We start from the raw sequence: 12,392 nt of genomic DNA on the forward strand, positions 1-12,392 counted from the left end.
TTTCGCAAATAAAGCGCCATGCGCATCGCAAAGGGGTTAAATGATTGATTTCCTGATCATCGGCGGCGGAATAGCGGGTCTCAGCGCAGGTGCGCGACTGTCACATCACGGTAAGGTCATCGTGCTCGAGGCGGAAGACGTGCTTGGATATCACGCGTCAGGGCGGTCGGCGGCGTTGTTTGAAGAAAACTACGGTCCGGACTCGGTCGTTGCGCTGAACAAGGCAAGTGCAGACTTTCTGGCCTCAGAAAATGGTGGATACCTCACGCCGAGGGGCCTGATGCTGATTGGAGGAAAAAACCAGCATGACGTATTCGCCCGCGATGTGGTCGATTTGAACATGCAGGAATTGCCCGTTGCAGAAGCCCGTGACCGCGTTCCAATCCTGAACCCTGATTCAGTGGGGTTTACCGCGATCAGCGACGGTGCGTTTGACATCGATACCGACAGGCTCTTGCAGGACTTTGCCCGCGTCATCCGAAGCAATGGCGGAAAGGTCCTGACCAGAAACAAGGTCACAGCCATACGAAAAGACAGGCACTGGATTGTCAGCTCCGGGCAGACTTACGAATCCCGGAATATTGTGAATGCAGCAGGCCCGTGGATCGATGAAATTGCAATCATGGCCGGTATTGCCCCAATCGGCATTTCACCCCGCCGCCGGTCGATGGCGCGATTGCCGGCCCCGGCTGGTCACGACCTGCGCGATTGGCCGATGCTTCTGGGCGCACAGGAGGCCTGGTATGCGAAACCCGACGCCGGGAAACTGATTGTCTCACCGTCCGAGGCTGATCCGGTCCCTCCACACGATGCGTATGCTGACGACATGGTTCTGGCCGAAGGTCTGGCCAGATATGAAGCGATGGTCACCGAACCCGTCACTCGGGTCGAGGCCAACTGGGCCGGTTTGCGCAGCTTTGCCCCTGACGGCACGCTGGTTCTTGGCCCTGATCCCGTAGATCCAACATTTATCTGGTCCGCTGGTCAGGGAGGGTATGGGTTCCAGACTGCCCCAGCCGCATCGAAACTGGTGGCCGATCTTGCAACCGGCCACACGCCCGAACTGGATGACGCCAGCGTTCGGGCTTTGAAACCGGAAAGGTTATGCCAATGAGCAAACGAAACCTGCCTTCAAATGCCAGTGTCGCAACCGAAGGCGAAGATGGGCGGCTAGTTGCCCCCGCCGCGTCTCGTAATTCAGACGTGTTGTGCAATCTCTTGGCGGAGTGGGCACCCACCCAAGGTTGCGCCTTAGAAATCGCCAGCGGTACCGGACAGCATGTCAGTGCATTCGCACAGCGCCTGCCTCAACTTCACTGGCGACCAACAGAAGTCGATCCAGAGCGGCGCGCCAGCATTGACATGTATTGCCGAGATCTGCCCAATACCACGGACGCCGCTGCACTGGACGCGACTTCTGAAGGGTGGCACCAGCACTTTGCCGGGCAGGACCTGATCGTGTTGATCAACCTCACCCATTTGATCAGTTGGCAAGAGACCCAAACACTGATCTCAGAGGCCGCACTTGCCCTGTCACCAGATGGGCGCTTTGTCCTTTATGGGCCGTTCATGCGATCAGGAACCCTCACCAGTGAAGGGGATCAACGGTTCCATGACGCATTGGTGCAGCAAGACAGCGAAATCGGCTACAAGAATGACGAGGACATAGCGGCGGAAATGCGCGCGCAGGGCCTGAATGTAATCGGGTTGGTCGACATGCCGGCAAACAACCTCGCCTTCGTCGCCGAAAAACCCCAGACCTGATCAAGATCAAAGTTCGAACACGTATTACCGTTCACATTCCACTTACCATATGTGAATGAGGACAGACATGACTTGGCAGGAAAAGCTAACAGACACCCGCAAGGGACTACGCACTCTCAACACCGCAATCCCCGAAACAGCACGCGCGTTTGGGTCCTTGGGAAAAACGATAAAAGACAGCGGAACGCTGGACTACAAGACTAAAGAGTTCATCGCGCTAGGTATGTCAATCGCTATCCGCTGCGAACCTTGCATCGCATTGCATACTGAAGCCTTGGTCAAATCAGGCACGTCCCGCGACGAGTTTTCGGACGTACTTGCTATGGCCATCCAAATGGGCGGAGGACCGTCGATGATGTATGCAGCCAAAGCTCTGGAGTGTTTTGACGAATTGTCGGTCTGAACGCCTTTACCCGCAAAAAGCCTGCATACGCAGGCTTGCCTCCGGTGGAAGTATTTTTGAACAGAAGAAGAAACGGTTTCTTAACCTATTGAGGCCACAAAATCTCTTGCGGTACAGGCGGAAGCGCCGATGGCCGTAACAGGAGAAGGCCCCCTTGCCAAAAGCAGGGGGGCTGGATCATTTTCCAGCCCCCGCTTCTTCTGTTTAGAAATACTTCCGCCGGAGGCATGGGCCGCTGCAGGCGGCGCATTTCTTGGGCGCCGCCAACAACATCGTCCGGGATCAACCGTCCTTGCGGATGGTCTCGTTTTTCGGATCGTAGGGGCTGTCGCAAGTCACGACCGCATCCCACAGCTTGTCCTGAATTTTGACTTGCAGCTTGGTGCCTTCGACCGCCAATTCGGGCGTCACATAGCCCATGCCGATGGATTTCTCGAAGGCCACGGAATAGCCGCCCGAGGTCAGACGACCCACACGCTCCCCTTCCGGCGTATATAGCGCCTCGCGGCCCCACGGGTCAGCATCTTCCGGTCCGTCGATCAGCAGGGTGCAGCATTTCACACGTACGCCGGTCTCTTCCAGCTTGGCCTTACCGTAGAAGTCCTTGGATAGGTCGACAAAGCGCGGCAGGTCAGCCTCAAGCGGGGTCGCATCGCGACCAAGTTCAGTGCCGAAGGCGCGATAGGATTTTTCCTGACGCAGCCAGTTCTGGGCGCGGGCGCCGACCAGCTTCATACCGTGCTTCTCACCCGCCTTTTCCAGCAGGTCGAACAGGTAGTTCTGCATCTCGATCGGGTGGTGCAATTCCCAGCCCAGCTCACCGGTATACGCCACACGGATCGCATTGACCGGGCACATGCCCAGTTCGATCTGACGGGCCGACAGCCACGGGAAGCGCTTGTTGGACAGCGCGGTTTCCGGGTCGGCGTCCTTGATGACCTCTTTCAGAACATCGCGCGACTTGGGTCCGGCGATGGCGAAGACGCCCCACTGGGTGGTCACGTCCTGAATCTCGATGTAGCCGAACTCCTCCATCTTGTCCTCGGCCGCCTTACGCAGATAATCCGCGTCGTATTCGGTCCAGGCACCGGCAGAGACGATGTAATAGTTGTTCTCGCCGTTGCGGACGATGGTGTATTCGGTGCGGGTCGTGCCGTGCGACGTCAGCGCATAGGTCAGGTTGATACGACCGACCTTGGGCAGCTTGTTGCAGGTGAACCAATCCAGGAATTGGGTCGCACCGGGGCCTTTGACGACGTGCTTGGTGAAGGCTGACGCGTCGATCAGACCAACGCCTTCGCGGATCGCTTTGGCTTCTTCTACGGCGTGTTTCCACCAACCACCGCGACGGAAGCTGCGGCTTTCCTTATCGAAGTTGCCTGGCGCATCAACGGGGCCGAAATAGTTCGGGCGTTCCCAACCGTTCACCCAGCCAAACTGAGCGCCACGCGCTTTCTGACGGTCATAGGCTGGTACGGTGCGCAAAGGGCGGCAAGCTTCGCGTTCTTCATCGGGGTGGTGCAGAATATAGACGTGCTCATAGCACTCTTCGTTCTTGCGCGCCGCGAACTCGGTAGTCATCCAGTTGGAAGAATAGCGTTTGGGGTCCAGCGAGGCCATGTCGATCTCGGCTTCGCCGTCGACCATCATCTGCGCCAGATAGTAGCCGGTGCCACCTGCGGCGGTGATACCGAAGCTGAACCCTTCGGCCAGCCACATATTGCGCAGACCCGGCGCTGGACCAACCAGCGGGTTGCCATCGGGCGTATAGCAGATCGGGCCGTTGAAGTCGTCTTTTAGGCCGGATTCGGCGCAGGAGGGCACGCGCTCGGCCATCGCCATATACTGCTCTGCGATCCGGTCTAGATCCAGCGGGAAGAGGTCGGCGCGGAAGCTGTCGGGCACACCGTATTCGAACTGCGCGGGCGCGCCATGTTCGTAGATGCCCAGAATCCAGCCGCCACGTTCCTCGCGCGCATAGGACTCGTTGTCGGCGTCGCGGACAACGGGATGCTCGGGGTTGCCGGCTTCGCGCCATTTGACCAGCTCGGGGTCTTTGTCCATGACGATGAAGGTGTGTTCGACTGGGATCGCTGGCATCTTGATGCCCAGCATCTTGGCGGTGCGCTGTGCGTGGTTGCCAGATGCAGTTACGACATGCTCGGCAGTGATGACGATCTGCTCGTCCGACGGCACCAGATTACCGCCCTTTTCGACCATCTTAGTGCAGGTGACTTCCCAGTGCGTACCATTCCAGTGGAAGGCATCGGCCTGCATCTTGCGCACGATATCAACGCCACGCTGACGGGCACCCTTGGCCATCGCCTGCGTCACATCGGCCGGGTTAATATAGCCATCTTCGGTGTGATAGATTGCGCCCTTCAGGTCGCTGGTTTCGATCAGCGGCCAGCGTTCCTTGATCTGTTCGGGCGTCAGCCATTCATAAGCGACACCGCAGGTCTCTGCGGTCGAGGCATAGAGCATGTATTCGTCCATACGCTCTTGCGTTTGTGCCATGCGCAGGTTGCCGACCACGGCGAAGCCCGCGTTCAGGCCGGTTTCTTCTTCAAGCTGCTTGTAGAAATCGACCGAGTACTTGTGGATGTGAGTCGTCGCATAAGACATGTTGAACAGCGGCAGCAGCCCTGCCGCGTGCCAGGTCGAGCCCGATGTCAGCTCGTCCCGTTCAATCAGCATCACGTCATCCCAGCCCGCTTTGGCCAGATGATAAGCGATCGAGGTCCCAACGGCGCCACCGCCTACGACCAGTGCTTTGACTTGGGTTTTCATAACCGGGCGTCTCCCCTTGAATTAAGTTGACACCATATGGCGCATTTGAGGGGCTCAGCGCGACATTCATCCGACCAGTGATATAAAAAAAACGACCCCCGGATTGCTGGGGGTCGTTTTTCCGCGTCTGGTTTCGATCTCTTAGCCGTCAGTCAGCGTGCAGGTCTTGAAGGCGTCCTTGGTGGCGCACTTGCTGACCAGACCCGCGCCACCCTTGTTGACACGGACCTCAGGCGCCTGCGCGGTTTCGCTATTTTGGAACATGGATTTCAACCCATCCAGAAAGCCACCGCCCTTGTTGCTTGCCTCTTGCTGGCTATCGCCACCTTTGAATGACGCAAACAGACGGCCGAACATGTTTCCGCCTTCCGCATCGGCTTTTTGAACCTCACCATCCAGAAGAGAGGTAAGGCCGGTGCGATAACCAACTTGGATCAGATCATCCGCAGATTTGATCTTGTTTGCGGTCAAGTCGAACGTATCGCCGGGCAACCCGTATTGCGCAGCCAGGGTGTTGGCCACAAGCGAAAGCCCATTGATGTTGTCAAGCCGTAGTCGCGCCAGTTCGGCCCGCAGCTTCATGAACTCACCACGAAGGCCTGCCATTTCGATGGCCAGCTCTTCCTCGGTCTCGGGGTTCGTGGTCCTGTCGTTGCTGACACCGGGTACTGGCTTGCGAAGCAACGCATTCATCCCGTCATAATCCAGCTTCGCCAGAAACTTCCTGACCTCATGCGGGGGCGCGTTGGAATAGAGTTGCATCCGGACCTCCTGACCAAGGCCAAGTGTGCCCTTGTAGATGTCGAACTCGACCGGAGCATCCAAATCCGTGATACCCGCCGTGACCATCGACCAGAAGGATCGGTCATTCACGGTGATCACGCTGTATTTGTTCTGCTTGAATTGAAAGTAGGCTACTCCGCCGACAATTGCGAATGGGGCATAATCGGCACCGCTTTGGCCCAGCGTGTCAACGGATCGCACAATATTGCCTGTCAGGGTATTGGACCGCGCGTCCTCTTTCAGTGAGACCTGAAGCCAGATTGTATGCGTGCCGTTTTCATAGACCCAACTGGTGCGATCCAGCTTTTCGGCCAGTTGCTGCACCTTCTGCACCGCGACCTGCTTGGCCAGTGGGCGGGCGGCCTCGCTAATACCGTTTTGAAGAACACCTTCTCGGGCATCACGGGTATAGTCGCGATCCACAATTGCGCGGCGCACCCAGTCTTCGCCCGATTTCGGGGCATAGGGTTCGCTTCCGGCACGCCAACGCTGCTTACGTTCGCGTTCAAGTTGCTCGGCATCAAGCTCTTCGTTAAACAGTGCGAAACGCTCTTTGATCGTGTCGATATAGCCGCTGGCCGACAACGTGTCCGCGCGTTTCTTGTCCTGCTGATAGTAGTCGAGCCCGGCAATGACCAAAACAACGACCAACGCAAATCCGAGAATCCGTAATACGCCCATTTGAAAACCTGAAATAAATTACTGCTCGTTGCGGTAACTGATACAGGCGAATTTGGGCATCCTTGTGGCCTAGGCGCGACGTTTCCGCAACGTTATCAATAATTCGACGATGGCAGAATTTTACCTGGATTCATAATGTTATCGGGGTCCAACGCCCTTTTGATGGCGCCCATATAGGCAACGGCTGGTCCCAGTTCTTTCAAAAGATACGGGCGCTTGCCCTGTCCGATTCCGTGTTCACCGGTACATGTCCCCTCCATCGAGATGGCAAGATCGTTGAGCCAGCCCACAAATCCTTCGGCGTTGGTCACCTCGTCAGGGTTGTCCATGTCAATCAGGAGCAGCGTATGGAAGTTTCCATCACCCACATGCCCAACCATAGGGGCCATCAGGCCCAGTTCACTCGCACGGTTCTGCGTCGCCGTCACACACTCTGCCAGATGTGAGATCGGAACGCATACGTCGGTCGAGATTCCGCGCGCACCGGGGCGCAGTTGCAGACACGCCCAATACATGTCGTGCCGGGCTTGCCACAGCTTGTTCCGCTCTTCCGTCGTTGACGTCGCTGCAAAATCTGTAACCCCGAATTCCTCGGCGATCTGACCAAAGGTTTCGGCCTGCTCAACCGCGCCGCTTTCCGATCCGTGAAATTCGAGCAGCAGCAATGGCGTTTCCGGCAGGGTCAGGTTGGAATAGGCATTCGCAGCCTTCACTGACATTTCGTCCAGTAACTCGATCCGGGCGACCGGCACGCCGTACTGGATCGTCATCATCACAGCTTGGCAGGCCGCATCAACCGTAGGAAAGGAACATCGCGCCGAGGTGATCGCCTCGGGGATTCCCTGAAGACGCAACGTGATCTCGGTAATGATACCCAGCGTTCCTTCGGCACCGATCAGCAACCGCGTCAGGTCATACCCGGCAGAGGACTTCTTTGCCCTGTGACCGGTACGAATAATCTGACCGTCAGGCATCACGGCTTCGAGGCTAAGAATGTTGTCCTTCATGGTCCCATAGCGTACCGCGTTGGTCCCGGATGCCCGGGTTGCAGCCATCCCCCCCAACGAGGCATTCGCACCGGGGTCGATGGGAAAGAACAGCCCCTGATCACGAAGGAATGTGTTCAGGTCTTCGCGCGTCACGCCGGGCTGCACGACACAATCCAAATCACTGGCGTTGACTTTCAGCACCTTGTTCATCTGGGTCAGGTCGACCGAAATCCCACCGGCTGGGGCGTTCACATGCCCCTCAAGCGAGGTCCCCGTGCCAAAGGCGATCACCGGAACTTTATTCTCAGCGCAAATTTTGACGATCTCAGACACTTCTTCGGTCGAGTGCGGGAACACCACCGCGTCCGGGGACTGATTTTCAATCCAAGTCGTCGTATGCCCATGCTGTTCGCGGATCGCCTGCCCCGTCTGTAGACGATCCCCGAAAGTAGACTTCAGAAGGCCAACGACCGCTTGAATGCCAGCCTCGTTCCGCGGCAATGCAACTGCTTGCGCCATGGTGTTCCCCCCTTAAACGCCGGGCTATTCGCCCAGCGCAATCCCTTCGCGGCGTGGATCGGCCCCGCCGGTCAAAACATCACCGATCTCGATGGCGTGCAGGCCCGAGGTCAGGTCACGCGGATTGACCTCGTATCCCAGCGTCGTCAGCGCATCGACGAACCCCTCGGCCGATGTCCCCTGTTCGACATCGTAGGTGCCAAAACGATTGACCAGATGGGGCATTGACAAGGCCTGCTGCACGTCCATGCCCCAATCCGCCCACGCAATGATTGACTTGGCAACATAACCGATAATTCGGCTTCCACCGGGTGAACCGATGGCCAGAACCGGTTTGCCGTCCTGCATTACAATGGTCGGGCTCATCGACGAACGGGGGCGTTTGCCCGGTTCAAGGCGGTTCGCGATCGGAACACCATTGCTGTGGGTTTTGAACGAGAAATCCGTCAGTTCATTGTTCAGTAAGAACCCGTTGGTCATCAATCGGGACCCGAACCCGTTTTCAATCGTCGTAGTCATCGACAAGACGTTTCCGTACTGATCAACGATCGAAATATGAGAAGTCGACGGCAATTCCAGCGACACGTCGTCCGCCCAATTCGACGAATGCTCGAATTCGGGGTTGCCGGGTGTTGCATCAATCAGAGCCGCATCGCCGCTCATCAAGGCGCCACGTTCCGACAGGTAGGCCGGATCAACCAGCCCTTTTGTCGGCATCGGGACAAAGTCGTGATCCGCCATGTACCGCCCGCGATCCGCAAAAGCCAGGCGCGAGGCGTCGCCGATCAGTCGCCAAGAATTGATATCCTCGGGCCCCATCGCCGCGAGGTCATAGCCATCCAGCATGCCCAAAATCTGACCCACAGTCAGCGCACCAGAGGAAGGCGGTCCCATTCCGCACACCTCATAGGCGCGATACGCCGCACAGACGGGTTCGCGTTCAATCACCTGATACAGCGCCAAATCAATTCCCGACAGAACCCCCGGATTCCCCGGTGCGCTCCGCACCGTGTTGACGATACCCGCGGCGACCTCGCCCCCGTAAAAACCCGCTGATCCTTCGCTGGCAAGAACGCGCAGAGTGTCCGCATAGTCGGGGTTCATCAGGCGCTGGCCCTGTGCCAATGGCGCCCCATCAGGCAGGAAATACGCGGCGGTCGCCGGGAAACGCGACAGGCGTTCGGCGTCTTTTTCCACAAGGCCGGCCAAACGCGGAGATACAAGAAACCCTTCATCAGCCAGCGCGATCCCATCGGCGAACAGTCTGGGCCACGGGCTGCGGCCCCAGCGCCGGTGCGCCTCTTCCAGCAAAGCAGGCGTGCCCGGAGTGCCCACCGACAGACCACCCACGACGGCGTCAAAGAATTTCAGCGGTTCGCCATTTTCATCTTGGAACAGCCGGTGATTTGCCTCCAACGGCGCGGTTTCGCGCCCGTCCAGCGTCGTCAGTTCGCCAGTGGCGGCGTCGTACCAAACAAGAAACGCCCCACCGCCCAGACCGGACGACTGCGGCTCGACCAGGCCAAGCACAACTTGTACAGCTACCATCGCATCCGCAGCCGATCCACCGGCCCGCAAGACCTTGGCCCCAGCTTCCACGGCCAACGGGTTCGCGGCTGCCACCATCCAATTCTGCGAAGAAACCGGCGCGCCAGCCAGTTTCGCCTCAAGCGAGGCGATCACTTCTTCGGTCAGGCCCTGAACCTGCCCTTCCGAGGCACCTTCGGGGGCAACAGCGTCGGCTGTCTCTTGTGCGAACAAAGGGCCGGAAATTGCCATTGCGGTCGCGAACAACCCTGAAATCAGACTTCTTTTCATATTATCCTCCTGAAAAAACGTAAATTTACGGGCTGCCGCACATTCCTACAGCATGGCAGGAACCACTTGGTCTGGCGGGCGGTGGCCGTCTTCGAACGTCTTGATATTGATAATGACTTTCTCACCCATCTCGATCCGCCCTTCCAGTGTGGCAGACCCCATATGCGGCAGCAGAACGACATTCGGCAACTGCCGCAGGCGCGGGTTCACATCCGTCCCGTGTTCGTAAACGTCCAGCCCTGCCCCCGCGATATCGCCGGACCGGATCAGGCGGGTCAGCGCGTTTTCGTCAAGCACTTCCCCCCGCGAGGTGTTCACGATTACTGCCGAAGGTTTCATCAGCTTCAATCGCCGCGCATTCATCAGGTGGAACGTGGACGGTGTGGATGGGCAGTTGATCGAGATGACATCCATCCGCGCAACCATCTGGTCCAAGCTTTCCCAATAGGTCGCTTCCAACTCTTGTTCCGTTTCGGGGCGAAGCCTGCGGCGGTTGTGGTAATGAACCTGCATCCCAAAGGCGCTGGCCCGGCGCGCCACGGCCTGACCAATGCGCCCCATGCCCAAAATACCAAGACGCCGGCCACCGATGCGGCCACCCAGCAGGGCGTTCGGGGCCCAGCCCTCCCACTCACCTTTTTGCATCACCGACAGCCCCTCGGGGATACGCCGCGTAACGGCAAGTATCAGCGCCATGGTCATGTCGGCGGTATCATCGGTCAGAACACCCGGAGTGTTCGAGACAAGAATGCCCCGCTGCCGCGCGGTTGCGACGTCGATATTGTCGACCCCTGCCCCATAATTCGCGATCAAGCGCAGGTTTTCACCCGCCTGCCCCAGCAATCCGCCGTCAATTGTGTCTGTGACCGTCGGCACAAGGACATCCGCGCTTTGGACTGCGGCGACCAGTTCATCGCGGGACATTGGGGTGTCCTCGGTCCGCAACTGAACGTCGAACAATTCGCTCAACCGGGTTTCTACCGCCTCGGGCAACCGTCGCGTTACGACAACACTCAGACGTTCTCTTGGCACCTGTGCACTCCCACTGCTTTGCAAACCTTCGCGCGCCATGGCATCGTGGCGCAGGATAAGGCGGGGCACAAGAACCCCCGAGGCATTGAGTCGACCTTTTTTCGAAACAAGATCAACAGGCACAAGAGCAGACAGTCCGTGAGTGGTATTCTACCCCTAAAGCGCCGTTTGACGGCGGTTTTGTCCGCATTTCTGGTTCTGGCTGGCGCAGTCGCCGCCAGCGCGCAGGATAAGCGCGGTCAGGTGACCAATCTGCCACTGCCCCGATATGTTTCGATGAAAGCCGCCGAAGGCAATGTACGTCGCGGCCCGTCCCTGACCCATAGAATCGACTGGGTCTTCAAACGCCGTGGAATGCCCCTGCAGATCACAGCCGAATATGGAAACTGGCGCAAGGTTCAGGACCGCGACGGGGCCGGTGGCTGGGTACACTATGCGTTGTTGTCTGGCGTTCGCACAGTCCTGATCGAATCTGACATGCTGCCCGTTTATGCCAACCCGGATCCGAACTCGCAGGTCAGCGCACAGTTCGAATCCGGCGTGGTCGCCCGACTTGGAAGCTGTACCATTGACTGGTGCCGAATTTCGGCTGGCGGATACAAGGGCTGGACCCTCAAGTCGAACCTTTGGGGGGTCGATCCCTCGGAAATCAGGGAGTGACCTTGCCCCCCCTCAGGACGTGCGCTTGATGAAATCGCAGGTTAGCTTTACCAGTTCAGGTCCTACGTCCTCTTGCAGAAAATGACCCGCATTGGGCAAGATCACATGAGGTTGCCCGGCCGCGCCGGGGCAAAGACGCTGAAACACCCCGTCTATCCCGGCCATTACTTTGTCATCCGCACCAAAAGCCGTCAGGACAGGCGTTTGCAGGCCACGCAGCACACCCCACGCCCGCCGGTTCGGATCCGACTCGGGATCATCGGGCGAAGCCGGCACCAGCATCGGGAATTGCCGCGCCCCCGCCTTGTAACTTTCGTCGGGATATGGCGCGTCATACGCCGCGATGGCCGCGTCTGATAACGGTTTCGCAGTTCCACCCTTCAAGATTCCACCGGCTGGAAAAACAGACACTTCCTGACTGAATTTGCGCCAACTATCAAAAGCCTCTCCCATCGGCTGATCGCCGGTCGGCAGCGCTGTATTGGCGACGACCACGCGCGCAAACCTGTCGGGCATTTCGGCCCAAAGCCTCAATCCAATCAACCCGCCCCAGTCCTGACAGAACAGCGTGATGTTGCGCAGGTCCACCTGACGCAACCAGTCCCTCATCCAGGCGACATGGCGCGCGTAGGTGTAATCGCTGCGTTCCGTCGGCTTGTCCGATCTGCCAAACCCAATCAAATCCGGCGCAACAGCGCGATACCCCTGCTGCACAAACCCGGCAATCATATGGCGATACAAATACGACCAGCTCGGCTCTCCGTGCATCATCAACACCGGATCGGCATCAGTAGGCCCTTCATCCACATGATGGATTCGCAATTCTCCCCCCTCGGTATCGTCGACCAAAGTGTAGTTCGGCTGAAAGTCATAATCAGCCAAACATTCAAATCGAGAGTCCGGCGTGCGTAGAAATTTCATGTGTCACCTATGATTGGGTATCCTGGCTCTTG

Annotated in this window: 10 protein-coding genes; 4 read left to right on the forward strand and 6 right to left on the reverse strand. The window is 58.1% G+C overall.

The features are described 5' to 3' along the window. Positions 1-40 precede the first annotated feature (40 nt). The 3 genes from RUESEDTHA_RS03625 to RUESEDTHA_RS03635 all read left to right on the forward strand — a co-directional run bounded on the left by RUESEDTHA_RS03625 (position 41) and on the right by RUESEDTHA_RS03635 (position 2,167). A complete protein-coding gene (locus tag RUESEDTHA_RS03625; RefSeq protein WP_180884428.1) occupies positions 41-1,114 on the forward strand; it encodes an FAD-binding oxidoreductase in 1,074 nt (357 codons plus the stop codon). Beyond that, on the forward strand, positions 1,111-1,764 hold the full coding sequence (locus RUESEDTHA_RS03630; RefSeq protein ID WP_180884430.1) for a DUF938 domain-containing protein: 654 nt from the start codon (positions 1,111-1,113) through the stop codon (positions 1,762-1,764). Before RUESEDTHA_RS03625 ends, RUESEDTHA_RS03630 begins: the two co-directional genes overlap by 4 nt. Positions 1,765-1,831: 67 nt before the next feature. Continuing rightward, positions 1,832-2,167, forward strand: a complete 336-nt coding sequence (locus RUESEDTHA_RS03635; protein WP_180884433.1) for a carboxymuconolactone decarboxylase family protein — start codon at positions 1,832-1,834, stop codon at positions 2,165-2,167. Positions 2,168-2,449: 282 nt separating this feature from the next. Here RUESEDTHA_RS03635 and RUESEDTHA_RS03640 read toward each other — a convergent pair whose 3' ends face one another. From RUESEDTHA_RS03640 to RUESEDTHA_RS03660, 5 genes are all read right to left on the reverse strand, one after another. Beyond that, entirely contained in the window at positions 2,450-4,957 is a 2,508-nt protein-coding gene (locus tag RUESEDTHA_RS03640; RefSeq protein WP_180884435.1) for an FAD-dependent oxidoreductase, read from the reverse strand. 141 nt (positions 4,958-5,098) lie between these two features. Then, positions 5,099-6,421, reverse strand: a complete 1,323-nt coding sequence (locus RUESEDTHA_RS03645; protein ID WP_180884437.1) for a hypothetical protein — start codon at positions 6,419-6,421, stop codon at positions 5,099-5,101. A gap of 95 nt (positions 6,422-6,516) precedes the next feature. Beyond that, on the reverse strand, positions 6,517-7,929 hold the full coding sequence (locus tag RUESEDTHA_RS03650; RefSeq protein WP_180884439.1) for an FAD-binding oxidoreductase: 1,413 nt from the start codon (positions 7,927-7,929) through the stop codon (positions 6,517-6,519). A gap of 24 nt (positions 7,930-7,953) precedes the next feature. Beyond that, complete coding sequence (gene ggt / locus RUESEDTHA_RS03655) at positions 7,954-9,747, reverse strand: gamma-glutamyltransferase (RefSeq protein WP_180884440.1); 1,794 nt, start codon at positions 9,745-9,747, stop codon at positions 7,954-7,956. Between the two features lie 45 nt (positions 9,748-9,792). Further along, complete coding sequence (locus RUESEDTHA_RS03660) at positions 9,793-10,779, reverse strand: D-glycerate dehydrogenase (RefSeq protein ID WP_180884608.1); 987 nt, start codon at positions 10,777-10,779, stop codon at positions 9,793-9,795. Positions 10,780-10,917: 138 nt separating this feature from the next. On the opposite strand from RUESEDTHA_RS03660, the gene RUESEDTHA_RS03665 reads away from it, so the two are divergent. Further along, a complete protein-coding gene (locus RUESEDTHA_RS03665; protein ID WP_370456760.1) occupies positions 10,918-11,439 on the forward strand; it encodes an SH3 domain-containing protein in 522 nt (173 codons plus the stop codon). Between the two features lie 12 nt (positions 11,440-11,451). On the opposite strand, the gene RUESEDTHA_RS03670 is transcribed toward RUESEDTHA_RS03665, so the two are convergent. Beyond that, the gene (locus tag RUESEDTHA_RS03670) at positions 11,452-12,360 is read right to left on the reverse strand and encodes a haloalkane dehalogenase (protein ID WP_180884442.1); all 909 of its coding nucleotides are present in this window, start codon (positions 12,358-12,360) and stop codon (positions 11,452-11,454) included. Between the last annotated feature and the right edge of the window lie 32 nt (positions 12,361-12,392).

This window comes from Ruegeria sp. THAF57, assembly GCF_903914075.1.
Lineage (GTDB): Bacteria > Pseudomonadota > Alphaproteobacteria > Rhodobacterales > Rhodobacteraceae > Ruegeria.